This is a genomic window from Rhodococcus sp. JVH1 (assembly GCF_000280725.2).
GTDB lineage: Bacteria > Actinomycetota > Actinomycetes > Mycobacteriales > Mycobacteriaceae > Rhodococcus_F > Rhodococcus_F jostii_A.
On sequence record NZ_CP166289.1, the window covers coordinates 1,391,511 to 1,407,614 of the forward strand.

The 16,104-nt window shown below is 68.5% G+C and carries 13 protein-coding genes and 1 pseudogene; 1 reads left to right on the forward strand and 13 read right to left on the reverse strand.

Annotation, left to right across the window (positions count from 1 at the left end):
• Positions 1–35 precede the first annotated feature (35 nt).
• The 9 genes and pseudogenes from JVH1_RS06530 to pruA form a co-directional block, all read right to left on the reverse strand.
• Entirely contained in the window at positions 36–965 is a 930-nt protein-coding gene (locus tag JVH1_RS06530; protein ID WP_009479206.1) for an HAD family phosphatase, read from the reverse strand.
• Positions 966–978: 13 nt separating this feature from the next.
• Positions 979–3,339 (reverse strand): arylsulfatase, encoded by a 2,361-nt coding sequence (locus tag JVH1_RS06535; RefSeq protein WP_009479205.1) that lies wholly within the window; start codon positions 3,337–3,339, stop codon positions 979–981.
• A gap of 108 nt (positions 3,340–3,447) precedes the next feature.
• A pseudogene (locus tag JVH1_RS06540) lies at positions 3,448–5,093 on the reverse strand (substrate-binding domain-containing protein).
• A gap of 134 nt (positions 5,094–5,227) precedes the next feature.
• Positions 5,228–6,466 (reverse strand): CdaR family transcriptional regulator, encoded by a 1,239-nt coding sequence (locus JVH1_RS06545; protein WP_009479202.1) that lies wholly within the window; start codon positions 6,464–6,466, stop codon positions 5,228–5,230.
• Between the two features lie 129 nt (positions 6,467–6,595).
• A complete protein-coding gene (locus JVH1_RS06550; protein WP_009479201.1) occupies positions 6,596–7,636 on the reverse strand; it encodes an NADP-dependent oxidoreductase in 1,041 nt (346 codons plus the stop codon).
• 52 nt (positions 7,637–7,688) lie between these two features.
• Positions 7,689–9,089: an acyl-CoA synthetase gene (locus JVH1_RS06555; RefSeq protein ID WP_009479200.1), complete on the reverse strand. Its 1,401-nt coding sequence runs from the start codon at positions 9,087–9,089 to the stop codon at positions 7,689–7,691.
• Between the two features lie 12 nt (positions 9,090–9,101).
• Positions 9,102–9,761, reverse strand: a complete 660-nt coding sequence (locus JVH1_RS06560; RefSeq protein WP_009479199.1) for a rhomboid family intramembrane serine protease — start codon at positions 9,759–9,761, stop codon at positions 9,102–9,104.
• A gap of 54 nt (positions 9,762–9,815) precedes the next feature.
• Positions 9,816–10,793: a proline dehydrogenase family protein gene (locus JVH1_RS06565; protein WP_009479198.1), complete on the reverse strand. Its 978-nt coding sequence runs from the start codon at positions 10,791–10,793 to the stop codon at positions 9,816–9,818.
• Positions 10,790–12,430 (reverse strand): L-glutamate gamma-semialdehyde dehydrogenase, encoded by a 1,641-nt coding sequence (pruA, locus tag JVH1_RS06570; protein ID WP_009479197.1) that lies wholly within the window; start codon positions 12,428–12,430, stop codon positions 10,790–10,792. The genes JVH1_RS06565 and pruA overlap by 4 nt, the downstream gene beginning before the upstream one ends.
• 157 nt (positions 12,431–12,587) lie before the next feature.
• Here pruA and JVH1_RS06575 point away from each other — a divergent pair, with 157 nt between their 5' ends.
• The gene (locus tag JVH1_RS06575; RefSeq protein WP_043781964.1) at positions 12,588–13,178 is read left to right on the forward strand and encodes a hypothetical protein; all 591 of its coding nucleotides are present in this window, start codon (positions 12,588–12,590) and stop codon (positions 13,176–13,178) included.
• A gap of 7 nt (positions 13,179–13,185) precedes the next feature.
• On the opposite strand, the gene JVH1_RS06580 is transcribed toward JVH1_RS06575, so the two are convergent.
• The 4 genes from JVH1_RS06580 to fdxA are packed head-to-tail and all read right to left on the reverse strand — an operon-like array spanning position 13,186 to position 16,014.
• Positions 13,186–13,599, reverse strand: coding sequence for a PPOX class F420-dependent oxidoreductase (locus JVH1_RS06580; RefSeq protein ID WP_009479195.1), 414 nt, complete (start codon positions 13,597–13,599; stop codon positions 13,186–13,188).
• A 49-nt stretch (positions 13,600–13,648) separates the two neighbouring features.
• The gene (locus JVH1_RS06585) at positions 13,649–14,542 is read right to left on the reverse strand and encodes a hypothetical protein (RefSeq protein WP_009479194.1); all 894 of its coding nucleotides are present in this window, start codon (positions 14,540–14,542) and stop codon (positions 13,649–13,651) included.
• A gap of 45 nt (positions 14,543–14,587) precedes the next feature.
• Positions 14,588–15,688: a succinyldiaminopimelate transaminase gene (gene dapC, locus JVH1_RS06590; protein ID WP_009479193.1), complete on the reverse strand. Its 1,101-nt coding sequence runs from the start codon at positions 15,686–15,688 to the stop codon at positions 14,588–14,590.
• A gap of 2 nt (positions 15,689–15,690) precedes the next feature.
• Complete coding sequence (fdxA, locus tag JVH1_RS06595) at positions 15,691–16,014, reverse strand: ferredoxin (protein WP_005263360.1); 324 nt, start codon at positions 16,012–16,014, stop codon at positions 15,691–15,693.
• Positions 16,015–16,104 lie beyond the last annotated feature (90 nt).

The window sequence follows — 16,104 nt, forward strand, 5'->3', positions numbered from 1 at the left end:
CCCGATTCGCGGCCAACCCACGACGATTCCCCGGACTATTCGAGTTGCGGCGGGAACACCGTTGCCCAGTCGTTTTCGATACTGACGACGGTCCAGTCCTGGGTTCCGGCCAGTTCGAGCGCCTCCTCGGCGCCCGCGACGTAGTCGAACTCGCGGGCGGCGTCGTCGTGGCGCAGCAGCAACCGCAGCGACGGCCGGTCCGGCGCCTCCGAGAATTGCAGCATCGGGATGTCCCCGTTGCTGTTTCCCGCCGCCAGCAGGGGTCGCCTGCCGATCCGGTTCCAGATCTGCACCGGCTTCTCGGGTCCGTCGTCGAGGACGTCCGCCTCCGCTCTGCGGACGATCACGCCGCTGCTGCCGTCGTGCTTCCAGGCCAGTGACACCCCGCTGCCGATGACCCGCTGCCGTGGAATGCCATACACGTCGTGACTGATCGGCCGCATGAAATCGCGGCCACCGCCGGACACGATGTAGTTGCGGAATCCGTTGACGGCCAGGTAGTCGAGCAACTCCACCATCGGTGCGTAACTGCACGCCAGGTAGTCGCGGTCGAGGGTGGGATGCCGTGCGGTGCGCAGGAACTGGTCCGCCCCGGCCTCGAATTCCTCCACGGTTACATCGGCGAAACCGGTCAGCACACCGGCGGCGAGTTCTCTCACGCCGCTGTCGTCGCCGTTGTAGTGCCGCCTGATGACGTCGTTCAACCAGCCGTAATCCTGCGTGTAGGCGGCCTGCCAGGGCTGACGGGTGCGAAGATCCTCATCGTGCTCGGCCATGACGACGAGACGGCGCAGGATGAAGTCGAGCTGAATGGGGATCGGCTTCTCACACCACAGAGTGCCGTCGTTGTCGAAGACCGCGATCCGATCCTCCACGGGGACGTCCTCCGCCGTCACCCGCCCGACGAATCCCACGATGGCCGCCTTGCCATCACCCTCACGCCAGCTCGGAAGGGGTTCCGTCATGGCCCTTCCGCTCTCACTCGCGGGAGAGCATGGCCGCGGCTTCGCGTTCGAGGTCGACGAACGGTTCACCGCTGACGTCGATCGCAATTCGGTTCAACGTCCCACCGGTGAAGGCCCACGGCGACGCACCCGGGTAGTCGTCGGTGACGGGTTCGCCGCTGTCCCGGCCGGCATTGAGACCCTCGCCGCCTCCGATGCTGAATTTGCCGGGCTGCGTTCGGATTCGGCCCTCGCCGACCTTGCGGTCGCCGTAGTACAGGCTCAGAACCCCGTGGGCGGTCCCGGGTGGGTCCTCACCGTCCTTCTCGAACGACGCGGCCAGTATGAGGTTCTCCCCGGTCGGCAGGTCCTCGGTCGCATCGATCTTCTGCTGATCGCTGCCGAGGAAGTTGTACACGTAGTGCAGCCGGTTGTCCTTGACGTACAGCGAGTGCCCACCGAACCTGCCGCCGTGGGAGAACAACACTCCCGAGGCACCGGGTTCGGGGAGGTCGACGAGCGCCCCGATCGAGTAGGAGCGGTTACGGAGGTTGACCGCCACCGCCTCCGGTACCTCCGCGCCGCCGGGTCGGTAGACGTAGCGGTTGCGCGGCGGTGCGAGCTGCGGACGTGGGGTGGTGAGGAGTTCGACGGGCGAGCGGTCGTCGAGCGGCAGCGCCTGGTTCGCGCCGGCCTCGTGGAACCACAGCCCGACGAGCTCGGCGAGTCTGCCGGGTTCCTCGGCGGCGAGGTCGTGGAGTTCGGCTCGGTCCACCTGGGTGTGGTACAGCTCCCAGGTGTCCTCCGGGAAACGACTCCACCCGCTCAGCGTCGGGTGGGTGGTGACGGCCTTCCAGCCGTCGTGCCAGATCCCCCTTCCGCCGAGCATCGAATAGAACTGCGTGTGCTTGGCGGTCGGGATGGTGGCGGCGTCGAAGCTGTAGCGCATGCTCACACCCTGGATCGGGTGCTGGGTGTACCCCTTCACCGTCTCGGGGAGTTCGACACCGAGGCAGTCGAGCAATGTCGGGACGATGTCGATGGCGTGGTGGTATTGGTCGCGGGTCTCGCCGCGGGCCTCGATCCCGGCGGGCCAGGAGAAAATGCACGGATCGCTGGTGCCGCCGTTGAACGAGTAGCGTTTCCACATCTTGAACGGGGTGTTGAAGGCCATCGCCCACCCGTTCGGGTAGTGGTTGTAGGTCTCGGTGCCGCCGAGCTGGTCCAGCTTGGTCAGATTCTCGGCGAGATCGTCCGGCACGCTGTTGGCGATCTTGTTCTCGTTGACCGAACCGTTGGGTCCGCCCTCGCCGCTGGCGCCGTTGTCGGAGACCACCACGATGATGGTGTTGTCGAGCTGCTCCATCTCCTCGAGGTAGGCCAGCAGTCGGCCGATCTGGTCGTCGCAGTGCGAGAGGAAACCGGCGTACACCTCGGCCATGCGCGCGAAGAGCCGTTTTTCGTCGTCGGACAGGGTGTCCCAGGGGCGGGTGAAGTCCAGCGGTGGGAACGGCTGGCCGTCGGGTCCGGTGCGGGAGTCGGGGGTGCCGATCGGGTTGAGCGGCGGCAACTCGGTGTCCGGAGGTACGAGGCCCATCTCCTTCTGCCGGGCCAGGGTCCGCTCGCGCATCGCCTCGTAGCCGTCGTCGAACCTGCCGCGGTAGCGGTCGGACCACTTCTGGGGCACATGGTGCGGTGCGTGCGCGCAGCCGGGTGCGTAGTACAGGAACACCGGCCGGTCCGGGGCAATTGCCTTGACGTCGCCGAGGTAGTCGAGCGCGTGGTCGGTGATGTCGACGCTGAAGTGGTAGCCCTGCTCCGGGGTGGCGGGCTGCTCGACGGGATGGTTGTCGTGCACGAGATCCGGATACCACTGGTTCGTCTCCGCGCCGAGGAAGCCGTAGAAGCGCTCGAAGCCGCGGCCGACCGGCCAGTTCCGTTTCGTCGATGCCAGGTTCATCTCGTCCTCGGCACACAGGTGCCATTTGCCGACCATCGCGGTGGAAAAGCCCTGCTCGACCAGGATCTCGGCGAGGGTGGCGCACTCGGGAGGGATGTGCCCGTTCCCACCGGGGAATCCGACAGCACACTCACTGATGCACGCCATCCCGTTGGTGGTGTGGTTACGCCCCGTCAGCAGGCAGGATCGCGTCGGGGAACACAGAGCGGTGGTGTGCCACTGGCCGTACCGCAGACCGTTCGCGGCGATCCGGTCGATGTTCGGGGTCTCGATCGGCCCGCCGTAGCAGCCCATCGCTCCGAAACCGACGTCGTCGAGCACGATGTAGAGGACGTTCGGCGAACCGGGCGGCGCCTTCGGCTGCTCGTACGGACCCCAATCCGGGATCGAGTCCCGAATATCGAGATTGACGACACCTCTGAACGGCTTGGCCATGACGAGCTCCTCGATTGAGTCCGACTCCCCCTTTCACCAAAGCACTACCACCCGATAAATGGCTAGGGGTGCGCCTCAAAAGTCCGACTGCGCCGGAACGGAATTCCGCTAGCTGCGACCGCGCGCGGCCAGCGCGTTGACGAACACGTTGGCGATGTCGGCGGGATCCTTCGCGACGTAGCTCGACCCTCCGGTGACCCGCGAGATCTCGGCGAGTGTGGCCGCATCGGCGTCGCCGGTGATGCCGATCGTCACGATGATGACGGGCCGGGCCGGATCCGTCTCGCGCTGCAGGATGCTCAGGAGCTGTTCCTTCGTGATGGAGTCCGGATCCTCGTTGGCGCCGTCGGTCAGGATGATCACACTGTTCACGGCGCGCGGGTCGTACGTCTCCTGCACCGTCCGGAACGCGGCCAGCGTCGTGTCGTACAGGCCGGTGCCGCCGCCGATCAGCCCGTCGACCTTCCCCGCCTGCTGCGCCATCAGCTGGCGCTGTGTGAGGCCGTCGACCACCGTGTCGTAGCGGCGGATCGGGACCATCTCCTTGTAGTCCTGCGGTCCCCCGCCGAGCCCCTGCGAGAACGCCCACAACCCGGCGGACACGCTGTCCGGGAACATCGCATTGCCGGCGAGCGCCGCATCGACCGTGAGGTCCATGCGCGACCGGTTGCCTGCGGGGGTCTCCATCGACCCCGATACGTCGATCGCGACGAGCGTGCGGATGGGCAGCGCCATCAACGCCCACCCGCCGAGGGCGTCCTGTAGCGCCGACTCGTCCTCGAGCGCGAGCTTGGTGACTCGGCCGACGCCACGGTCGCCGGCCGGCGGGCTTCCGTCGGGTCCGCGGAATCCGTTCTCCGCGAGTACCGCACGGGCCTCCTCACCGCCCAGAACAGCGGCGACGGCACGTGCCACCTGGGTGGCTCGGTAGTGCCGGTCGGGGGCCGGCGAGGTGACGAGAGAGGAAAGTTCATGAAATTGCTGCCCGTGGGGGGCACCGTCGCGGTGAGCGAGGGTGCGCCGTCACCGTCGGAGAATTCGAGCACGGACTGTTCGGTGGCCACGGCGACTCCACCGTTGTCGACGACTCCCTGCAGCATCTCCTCACCGATGGGCTCATCCGCGGTACGAGCACTCTCCTCCTGCGCGAGCGGGACCAGCGCGGCCCGCACCGTCCCCGCAGACACGGGGTCGGCCTGGCCCTCGGCGAGTGCCGCGTTGATCGGAGCCTGCGCGACCCCGGTCACGAGGGGGTTGCCCAGCTGGATGTCCTTGATCTGGAGGGCGGCGAGCCACGTCGGCGACGTGGGGGCGTCCTCCTCGCGGGAGGCCAGGACAACGGGCGAGGATGCGATCGACCCCGTCATCACCTCGACCGGACCGGCCGCGGTGAGTGCCGCCTTGCCCACCCAGGCGCCGGTGTCGGGGATCCAGAGGTCCGGGGCGTCGGTTCCCTTGCCGAGTCGTCCCGCGATGTCGCCGGACGTCGCGGCGCTGACGGCGACGTTCGCGCAGCCCAGGTCGGTGTCCTTCGCTTCGCCGAGGATGCTGCTCAGGGCGGGCACGATGCTCGGGTCGGCGGCGAGGGTGTAGTCGGTGACCTGATCACAGTCGTCGGCCCAGGAGCGCACCGCCTGAACGACGACGACCACGGAGGCCACGAGTCCGAGCACGACAGCGGCGCACACCGCGTAGAACCCGGGCGAGCGACCACCGCGTTCCTGTCCCGCGCTCGAATGACGCCCTCCGGCCATCGCCTGCCTCCCTAACATTTCGGTCACGAGACGACCACCGACACACCCGGACCGAATATGATCCGGCCCACATCGTAGCGAACGGTGCAGCGTACGACGCTGCGCCGGTGGCGGGCGGCCGGATCAGGGCGATGTCAGCGATCGGGTTGCTCGACCTCGAGCCTGCGGGCGACGAGCGCGGCCTGGATCTGCCGCAGTCCGGACGGGCGGGTCGGATCGCAGCCCGTCAGCTGCGCCACCCGCTTGAGACGGTAGTCCACCGTATTGGTGTGAAGGTGCATCTGTTTCGCGGTGCGCTGCCGATTGAGATCGTGGCCGATGTGCACCTCGAGCGTCTCGATCAGTTCGGGTGAGCCCTGCAACGGTTCGAGGAGCCGCGCCAGGTGGGTCCGGCCGGGCCCGGGCCTGGTGAGCTGGTATTCGAGCGCCAGATCGTCCATTTCGTAGAGGCCCGGTTCCAGCGCCAGCTGGTGGGCGAGGCCGAGGAGTTCGTGGACCTGGTCCGCGGCCGCGGGGATACCGGCGGTGCGGACCCGCGTCGCCGTCGCGGTGAGGGGAACTCCGGCGGCGGCTCCGATGCGGTCGAGCAGCGACACCATCCAGGCCCGCTCGGGCGAGCCCGGCAGCAACAGTGTTCCGCCGTCCGGGCTCAGCGAACAGAGGGCGGCACCACCCGCGGCGTCCGCCAGCTCGATCTGCAACCGGCGGAGTTTCTGCCGGGCGACGACGGCTTTGCGCCGGTGGGTCACGGCCTCCGTGGGATGCGACGGAATCGACAGCCCCAGCACCACGTACTCGTCGGCCAGCTCCACACCCGCGTGCCGCGCGGCGGTCGCCGCCTTTCTGCCGCTGAGCAGCGCCGTGACGAGGTTGACCGCGGCACCGTCGCGTTCGCTGTTGACGGCTTCGAGTTCCTCCACGTAGCCGGTCGTGGCGGCGACGGTCACGCATTCGAGGAGCGTGAACATCACTTTCTGGATGACCAGGAGTTCGGGCAGGTCTTCCTTGCGGGCGTTCGAGGCGACGAGGTCGCCGGCCTCCTGGATGCCTTCGTGGAGAATGCGGAGCACCAGCTTCAACGGGAACCCCTCGCGGGCCCAGCGCGCGGAACTGTTACGCACCTCCGCGAGGTCCTCGTCCGTCGGGCTGATGCCCTCGTCGAGCATCTGGATACCGAGACCGAGGCAGACGATCGTGAAATCCATGACGTCGCTCTGCAGTTGTTCGCCGGGCAGTGAACCGCAGGGGGTCACGTTGTCGGCGAAATGCCGGACCAGCTTCTGCGCGACCGTCAGCGTGTCGCGCAGCGGGGCGGAGGCGGGCCTGCCGTCGACGAGGATCTGCGAACCGGGCCCCGAACTATGATTCGTCATAGATCTGATCACTCCCCTATGTGGATGACACCGAACTCCCGCATCATCGACATCACGCAAACATAACGAGGGTTCGCTTCTGTCACCGTTGTATCACGACAGCGCCGTGTCCAGGGCGAATACGGCCCGTTAGTCCTCCTCGGCGACCCGGACCACGAGCTTGCCGAAGTTGCTGCCCCGGAGCAGACCGATGAACGCCGCGGGCGCATTCTCGAGCCCGTCGACGATGTCCTCGCGGTAGGCGAATCGCCTCTCCCGGATCCACCCGGACACATCACGCTGGAAGTCCGCGTACATCTCGGAGACGAACTCGCGCTGGATGAATCCGCGGATCGTGAGGCTCTTGACCAGCACCCGGGTGAAGAAGCCGGGCAGCCGATCCGGCCCCTCGGGCGTCTCGGTGTCGTTGTACTGCGCGATCAGGCCGCACACGGGAACTCGCGCATACAGGTTGAGCAGCGGCAGCACGGCCGCGGCCACCGCACCGCCGACGTTCTCGAAGTAGACGTCGATGCCGTCGGGGCACGCGGCGCGCAGTTCCTCGGCGAAGTTCGGGGACCGGTGGTCGACGGCGGCGTCGAATCCGAGTTCGTCCAGCAGGTAGGCACACTTCTCCGGTCCGCCCGCGATCCCGACGGCCCGGGCGCCCTTCAGTTTCGCGATCTGCCCCACCGCCGAGCCGACCGGACCGCTGGCCGCCGCGACGACCACCGTCTCGCCTGCCTTCGGTTGCCCGATCTTCAACAGGCCGGAGTACGCGGTGAAGCCGGGCATGCCGAGAACTCCGACGGCGGTCGACAACGGCGCGGCGCCGCGGTCGAGTGTGCGGAGCTGGTTGCCGTCGACCACGGCGTGCGACTGCCAGCCCGCGTACCCGAGAACGTAGTCACCGGTTGCGAAATCCGGGTGCCGGGAGTCGACCACCTGTCCGACGGTGCCACCGACCATGACCTCGTCGATCTCGACCGGGTCGGCGTAGGACTCCGCGGCACTCATCCGGCCGCGCATGTACGGGTCGAGGGACAGGTAGATGACGCGGATCAGCACCTGGCCTTCGGCGGGGTCGGGGAGGTTCACCGCCTCGAGCCGGAAGTTGTCGGTGGTGGGCGCGCCGTCCGGCCGGGAGGCGAGGACGATTCGGGTGCTCTGGACGATGCTCTCGACACTCACTGTGCGCCTGCCAATCCGTGTTGGGCCGGTATCGCACGCCACCTTACCGATTTCAGAACAGCTGCTTCTTCTGCACCTTGCCCATCGCGTTCCGCGGAAGCGACTCGACGACACGGATCTCGCGGGGCCGCTTGTGCACCGACAGTTCGGTGGCCACGTGCTCGATCAGCTCGGTTTCCGAGACGTCGTCCCCCACCACGAAGGCCACGAGCCGCTGGCCGAGGTCCGGGTCCGGGAGGCCGACCACCGCGGCTTCCCGCACGCTCGGGTGGCCGAGGAGAGATGTCTCCACTTCCCCTGCCCCGACCCGGAATCCACCCGACTTGATGAGGTCCGTGGATTCGCGGCCGACGATGCGGTGGAACCCGTCCGGGTCGATGACGGCGACGTCGCCGGTCTTGAAGAAGCCGTCGTCCGTGAACGATTCGGCCGTCGCGTCGGGCTTACCGAGATAGCCGTCGAAGAGCATCGGACCCCGTACCTGCAGTCCGCCGATGGATTCGCCGTCGTGGGGAACGTCGCCGCCGCGCTCGTCGCGCAGCCGGGTCTCGACGCCGCGGACCGGCACACCGACCCACCCCGGGCGACGCTCGCCGTCGGCCCTGGTGCTGAGCGTGAGCATCGTCTCGCTCATGCCGTACCGCTCGATCGGTGCGAGCCCGGTCAGCTCGTGCAGCTTCTCGAACACCGGCACGGGCAGCGGGGCGCTGCCCGACACCAGCAGTCGCGCACCCGACAGCGCGCGCGCCGACTCGGGGTCGTCGGCGATGCGACCCCACACCGTGGGGACACCGAAGTACATCGTTCCGTGTGCGGCGGCGTAGGCCGCCGGGGTGGGCTTGACCGTGTGGACGAGACGGCTGCCGATACGCAACGGTCCCAGCACACCCAGGATGAGTCCGTGGACGTGGAACAGCGGAAGTCCGTGCACCAGTGTGTCGTTGCGGGTCCACTGCCAGGCGTCGGCGAGGGCGTCGAGGCCGGCGGCGATGGCCTTCCTGCTGATCAGCACTCCCTTGGGCGGTCCTGTGGTGCCGGACGTGTAGAGCACGAACGCGATGCCCGACTCGGGCGGTTCCGGGTAGCTGTGCCACGACCGGGCGTGGACGCGGACCGGAACGACGGGCAGCCCGGCCGTGTCCGCGGGCGCCTCACCGAGCCACGCCTGCGCACCGGAATCACGCAGGATGTGCTCGAGTTCGGCGGGACCGGAATCGGGCGGCACCGGCACCGCGGTCACACCGGCGATGAGGCAGCCCACGACGGCGAGGACGGTGGTGACGGTGGGGGTGGCGAGGATCGCGACCCGATCCGCGCGTGCCACACGCTCGGCCACGGACGTCGCCGCACCGAGCACGTCACCGCGCGACAGGGTGGCGTCGCCGATCCGGATGGCGTCGGGAATGTCGTCGCCCTGGGCGACGGCCAGAGGATTCAGAGATCGCAGCAGCACATCGACAGCCTCTCACAGGGCCCGGACGCGGTCCGGTGGGTCTCCCGGTGGCGGACTGACGGTGGCCAGTGCCGCACCCAGCAGCGCCCCGGTCAGCACAGCCAATCCGTGGGCGTCGTCGACGACCACCAGCAGGACACCGGCGACGACGATGCCGCCACTCGCGGCGAGTGCTCGCCACTCCTTGGACTGCATCACCACCAGACCGGCGAGGGACGCGGCCAGCGCAAGCGTGGCACCCGAGTTGCCCGCCCCGGGCGACGGGAACAGAAACGCGGTGAACAGGCCGAAGATGATCTGGCTCGCCACGAACAGAAGGACGGCCCGCACTCCACCCCAGACCCGGACCGCGAGCGGGGCGACCCACGCGAGAACGAGCAGATTCACCGCGGTTCCGGCCAGTCCCCCGTCCTGCACCGCAACCGACGTGACGATCCGCCACCACTGGTGGTCCCGGATCTGGGTGGGGTCACGCTCGAGGGCGTCGAGGACGGCGGGGAGGACGATCTGCAGCAGCGACGGCACGGCGATCAGCAACCACAGCACCACCGCGGTGCGCGGCGGACGGGTGAGCCGGACCTCGCCGATGCGCGTCGAACCGAGCAGCGTCGCGAGGACGAGAACGACGGCGAAGAGGACCGCGCTGGTCCATCCCCCGCCTGAAGTCGTCACCGCGAAACTCTACAACGACACACCCCCACGGGAACCGATCCGCGACCGCGCCGGTCAGTCCCGGGTGACCACCGAGCGCAGGAAGAACCGCAGGTTCGAGGGACGCTCGGCCAGTCGCCGCATGAAGTACGCGTACCACTGACTTCCGTACGGCACGTACACCCGAACCTGCTTGTCCTCGTTCGCGAGCCGACGCTGCTCGACGTCCCGGATCCCGAACAGCATCTGGTGCTCGTAGGCGTTCGCGGCGCGGCCGGTGCGCCCGACCAGCGGGGCGACCGCGTCGATGACGGCCGGATCGTGCGAGGCCACCATCGGGTACCCGGACCCGTCCATGAGGATCCCCAGGCATCGCAGATACGACGCGTCCACGGCAGCGCGGTCCTGGAAGGCCACGGACTCGGGTTCCCGGTACGCCCCCTTGCAGAGCCGGACCCTCGACCCGGGGCCTGCGAGGGCGCGGCAGTCGTCCTCGGTGCGTCGCAGATACGACTGCACCACCGCACCGAGCCAGGGGTAGTCGTTGCGGAGTTCGCGCACGATCGCCAGCGTCGAATCGGTGGTCGTGTGGTCTTCGGCATCCACGGTCACCCACACCCCCGCCGCCTCCGCGGCGGCGCAGATCGTGCGGGCGTTGTCGGTGGCGATCCTGCGACCGTCGCCGGCGAGCGCCTGCCCGAGCGCCGACAGTTTCATCGACACCTCGAGGCGGCGAACACCCGAAGTCCCGTCCGCCGTTTCCGCTAGCGCACCGAGGTCGGCGACGAGCGCCAGATATTCGTCGACCGTCGCCTGGGCTCCCCCGGCGTCTCGCGTGTCTTCGCCGAGGAAGTCGATCGACACCGACCGGCCCGAATCGAGGATCTCCCGAACGGCCGCGAGCGCCGACTCCCGGTTCTCCCCCGCGACGAAGCGGTCGACGAGCTTCCGCGTGACCGGGGCGCCGGTGACCGCCCTTTTGACTCGGGACGACCGGGCCGCCGCGAGGATCGCCGGGCGCAGCGGATTCGCCAGAACCGTGGGCGCTTTCATTCCGACCCCATGTGCGGATATCGGTAGTCGGTGGCCGGGACGAACGTCTCCTTGATGGTGCGGGCCGACACCCACCGCAGCAGGTTGAGCTTGGACCCGGCCTTGTCGTTCGTGCCCGAGGCGCGGGCCCCGCCGAACGGCTGCTGCCCGACGACGGCACCGGTCGGCTTGTCGTTGACGTAGAAGTTGCCGGCAGTGAACCGGAGAGCCGACGTCGCCTGTTCGACGGCCTGGCGGTCGTCGGCGATCACCGCGCCGGTCAGCGCGTACGGGGCCGCCGAGTCGACCGCGGCGAGCACGTCGGCGAACGCGTTCGGGGCCGAGTCGTCGTACACGTGCACCGTCAGGATCGGACCGAAGTACTCGGTGGTCATCGCCTCGTCGGCAGGATCCTCCGCGAGGAGCACGGTGGGGCGGACGAAGTAGCCGACGCTGTCGTCGTACTTGCCGCCGACGGCGATCTCGAGACCGGTAGCGCCGCGGGCGCGTTCGATGGCCGCGACATTCTTGTCGTAGGCGCGCCGGTCGATGAGGGCCCCGCCGAAGTTCTCCAGATCCGTCACGTCACCGTAGGTGAGGGCGTCGACTTCCGCGGTGAACGTGTCCCGCATCCGCCGCCACAGCGACTTCGGGACGTAGGCGCGTGAGGCGGCCGAACACTTCTGGCCCTGGTATTCGAACGCACCGCGGACCAGTGCCGTCCGCAGCACGTCCTCGTCGGCCGAGGCGTGCGCGACCACGAAGTCCTTGCCGCCGGTCTCCCCCACCAGCCGGGGGTAGCCGGCGTACTTCCCGATGTTCGCGCCCACCTCGCTCCACAAACGCTGGAACGTCCGGGTCGAACCGGTGAAGTGGATACCCGCGAGGCGGGGGTCGCTCAGCAGCACTTCCGAGACCGCCTGCCCGCTGCCGGTGAGCAGATTGATCACACCCGGAGGCATTCCCGCCGCCTCGAGCAGTTTGATGGTCCAGTACGCGGCGACGGTCTGCGTCGACGACGGCTTCCAGATCACCGTGTTGCCCATCAATGCGGGCGCGGTCGGCAGGTTGCCCGCGATCGCGCTGAAGTTGAACGGCGTGATGGCGTAGACGAAGCCCTCGAGCGGACGGTATTCGAGCCGGTTCCACACCCCGGGTGAGGAAATCGGCTGGTCGGCCAGGATCTGGCGTGCGAAGTGAACGTTGAAGCGCCAGAAGTCGATCAGCTCGCACGGTGCGTCGATCTCCGCCTGCTGGACCGACTTCGACTGGCCGAGCATCGTCGCCGCGGCGAGCGTTTCTCGCCACGGGCCGGACAGCAGGTCGGCGGCGCGCAGAATGACCGCGGCCCGGTCGTCGAACGAGAGTGCCCGCCAGTCCGGTGCCGCGGCCGTGGCCGCCTCGACCGCCGCCGACGCGTCGTCGTGGGTCGCGCTACGCAGCGTGCCGAGCACGGCGGCGTGCCGGTGGGGTTGCACGACGTCGACGCGCTCGCCGTTGCCGTGCCGGTGTTTGCCACCGATCACGTGCGGGATGTCGACGGGATTGGTGGCGATGTCGGTGAGTGCCGATTGCACTCGGGAACGTTCGGGACTGCCCGGCGCGTACGTGTGGACCGGCTCGTTGGTGGGCACCGGAACCTGGGTGATGGCGTCCATGCTGCCTGCCTCCTGCCCTCAGATCGTGAGGAACTGTGACCGGGGACCGCGGGCGAACGGGGACACCCGTCCGAGCGGAACCCTTGAGCCCAGGTTAGCGCCGGACGGGGGTACTCATCCGGTTTTGACGCGCGGGTCGGCTGGCTACCATCGGCACATGGCCGAACGGAATCGCGTGTCACCCCGATCCGAGATCGTCGCGATTCCACTCCGCGGCCGGTTCATGGGAAACCGGGGCTGCCTGCACCGGGGGCACACCGTCGTGCGCAACCATGCAGGCAAGCGGTGGATCATCTGCGTCACGGACTACCCGGCCCGCACCGTCGCCCAGTGGAGCGACGGCCATTACACGGTCCTGTTCTTCCACGACGAGGCGGTGGCCCTCGCGGCCGGGCACCGGCCGTGCGCCCTGTGCCGACGCGAGCGGTACAACGACTTTCGCGTCGCGTGGCAGTCGGCACACGGGGGTGGGCTGCCCGGGGCGGACCAGATGGACGCCCGGGTGCACGGGGAACGACTGGTCGGTTCCGGCCAGCGCACGCACGAGGCCGCGTGGTCGTCGTTGCCCGACGGCGCGTTCGCGCTGTCCGACGGCGGACCCGCGGTCGTGCTGGGTGACGCGGTCGTCCCGTGGTCGGCCGAGGGATACGGGACTCCGGCGAACCGGCCGACCGGCACCGCCACCGTCCTGACACCGCCGTCCACGGTCGCCGTCCTCGCAGCCGGCTACCGACCGGACGTCGCGTAAGTCGCCTCTACACGTCGCGTGCGTTCGACACGAGTTGATGGACGTCCTGATCGGTGGGGCCGAGCCCGAAGCTGATGATCCGTTCGGGGCGGATGCGAATGGTCGGTCCGCCGAGATCGTTCGCCTGGGCGGCATCGGCGTCGAGGGCCTCGGCGCGCCCGCGGATTTCGACGCATCGGACCCGCCACGGGTCGACCGACGGCACGTCGTCCACGACGAACGCCACCTTCCCGTTGTCGGCGACGTTGCGGAACTTGCGGCTCGCCGCCATGTTGTAGCCCTGGATGTCGATCGTGGATGTGCCGGCGTTGTAGTGGAAGCCGACGGGACTGACCTGCAGCGTGCCATTCGGCTGAATCGTCGCGAGCCGGCCCAGGCGTTGTGAGGCCAGATAATCGAGTTCCTGCTGAGTGAAGGACATGAATTCACGCTAGAACCTCGAGTGCGCTGCAGGTCAAGTTCCGGACGTCCTAGCCGAGACCGTCGACTGCACGCCGGGCTTCCTCGACGCGCCGCTCCGCCGCGTCGAGGTCTCGTTCCCCCCGGTGCACCGCCTCCGCCGACGCTTTCTCCGCGTTCCGGGTGAACTGCCGCTCCTGCTCGGCGTGTTCGAGTTCGGCGCGCAGTTCCTCGATCCGGTGGTCGATCTCCGTCAGCGTCGACCGCGCCTTCTCCAGTTCCGTTCTCGCGTCGGTCAGTTCACCGCGGACCTCCTCGGCCCGGGACGTGACATCCACCAGTTCGGCCTCGGCCGCTGCGCGTTCGGCGTCGCGGTCGCGCTCCACCGGCTTCTTCTTCGACTTCTTCCCCGGCTTGTCGGCCGGGGGCGTGGTGGCGGGTTCGGACGTCGAGGTCTTCTTCGCCGTCTTTCCCTGGACGACGGAGAGTCCGGCCGGACCGAAACCGCTGTAGCTCGCCGCCGTCACCACCCGGCCACGCCGCACCTGTTCGGCGGTCTCGGCGTCGGCGAGTGCGGCGTGCAGCGTCTGACCGACATCCCGCAGTGCGTCCTCCCCGACCGTCCGGCCTCGCTCGGCGGCGAGTTCGCCGGCCTTGCGCGCCAACGCCCGCACCACCTGCTGCCGCTGCGTGTTCAGCCGCCGAAGGTCCGGGCCGGACAGGTGTCGCTGCGCGTCGCGGAGGGCGTCACCGAGGGTGAGGAGCGCGCCGACCTCGTCGGGTAACTCGCGGGCCAGCAGGTTGACGAGCCAGCCGACGACCGTCGGCTTCCGCAGTTTCCCGATCTCGGTCGCCAGCGCGCGGTCCTTGTTCTCCCGCGCCGCGGTCACCCGCGCGGTGCGCGCCTCGACGAACTCACCGGGGTCGAGGCCGTACAGTTCGTCGGCGACGTCGTCGAGGGTCACGGCCCAATACTTGCACCGTGACCGCTCCGTACGTGCCGACTCGGGTCAGACCAGTCGTTCGGCCGCGGCCGCGATTCGTTCGTCGCTGGCCGTGAGGGCGATGCGCACGTGGGTGCCGCCACCGGGACCGTAGAACTCCCCCGGCGCCACGAGAATGCCCCGCTCGGCGAACCACTCGACGGTGTCCCGGCAGGCTTCGCCGCGGGTCGCCCACAGGTACAGCCCGGCTTCGGAGTTGTCGACGGTGAATCCGGCGCCACGCACCGCTGCGAGAAGGATCTCGCGGCGACGGCGGTACCGCTCACGCTGCTCGTTCTCGTGGTCGTCGTCGCTGAGCGCGGCGGTCATCGCCGACTGGATCGGCAACGGCACCATCATGCCCGCGTGCTTGCGGACCTCGAGAAGTTCGGCCACCAACGCCGGATCACCGGTGACGAACCCCGCGCGGTAACTCGCGAGGTTGGACGTCTTCGACAGTGAGTGCACCGCGAGGAGCCCGGTGAGATCGCCGTCGTTCACCCGCTCGTCGAGGATCGAGAGGGCTTCACCTTCCCAGGTCAACCCCAGGTAGCACTCGTCGGACGCCACGATGGCGCCCCGGCTGCGCGCCCAGTCGACCACCTTGCGCAGATGCTCGAGACCGAGCACCTTGCCGGTGGGGTTGGACGGCGAGTTCACGAAGATCAGCGACGCACCCTCCGGGCCGAGCCGGTTGAGACCGTCGGCCCGGATCACCCGCGCACCCGCGAGGAGCGCACCGACCTCGTAGGTCGGGTACGCCAGCTCCGGAATGACCACCAGGTCGTCTGCGCCAAGCCCGAGAAGGCGTGGCAGCCAGGCGATGAGCTCCTTCGTGCCGATCGCGGGCAGCACCGCAGCCGGATCGATGCCGGTGATGCCGTAGCGGCGGCGCAGCGCCTCCACCGCGGCGTTCCGCAGCTCCTCGGTGCCGTGCGTCGTCGGATATCCCGGAACCTCGGCGACCGCGGTCAGCGCGTCCTGGATGATCGGGGCGACCGGATCGACGGGGGTCCCCACCGACAGGTTGACGATGCCACCCGGGTGGGCGAAGGCTTTCGCCTTCGCCGACCCGAGCGAGTCCCACGGAAAGTCGGGAAGTGCTGTGGCTACCGGGATACGAGGCACATCTAGTCCTCGCCCATGGGGGGCAGAGCCTTGACGAACGGCGGGTCGTAGTCGACCTTGCCCAGCTTCGCCGCGCCGCCGGGAGAACCGAGGTCGTCGAAGAAGTCGACGTTCGCGGCGATGTAGCCGTTCCACTGGTCCGGGACGTCGTCTTCGTAGAAGATGGCTTCGACGGGGCAGACGGGTTCACAGGCGCCGCAGTCCACGCATTCGTCCGGATGGATGTAGAGCATCCGCCCGCCCTCGTAGATGCAGTCGACAGGGCATTCCTCGATACACGCCTTGTCCAACACATCCACGCACGGTTCAGCAATCGTGTAGGGCACTGCCGCTCTCCCTGCCTTTCTGACACGAGTAAACGCGAGGTACGGGCTGCTTGTACCCCGCGGAAGAAACTATTATCGCCTGCCCGGCGG

Coding starts and splice junctions, on each gene's coding strand:
- JVH1_RS06565 (WP_009479198.1), bottom strand. CDS start 10,793: ATGAAAGCGCCCACGGTTCTGGCGAATCCGCTGCGCCCGGCGATCCTC.
- JVH1_RS06530 (WP_009479206.1), bottom strand. CDS start 965: ATGACGGAACCCCTTCCGAGCTGGCGTGAGGGTGATGGCAAGGCGGCC.
- JVH1_RS06575 (WP_043781964.1), top strand. CDS start 12,588: ATGGCCGAACGGAATCGCGTGTCACCCCGATCCGAGATCGTCGCGATT.
- pruA (WP_009479197.1), bottom strand. CDS start 12,430: ATGGACGCCATCACCCAGGTTCCGGTGCCCACCAACGAGCCGGTCCAC.
- JVH1_RS06545 (WP_009479202.1), bottom strand. CDS start 6,466: ATGACGAATCATAGTTCGGGGCCCGGTTCGCAGATCCTCGTCGACGGC.
- JVH1_RS06535 (WP_009479205.1), bottom strand. CDS start 3,339: ATGGCCAAGCCGTTCAGAGGTGTCGTCAATCTCGATATTCGGGACTCG.
- JVH1_RS06580 (WP_009479195.1), bottom strand. CDS start 13,599: ATGTCCTTCACTCAGCAGGAACTCGATTATCTGGCCTCACAACGCCTG.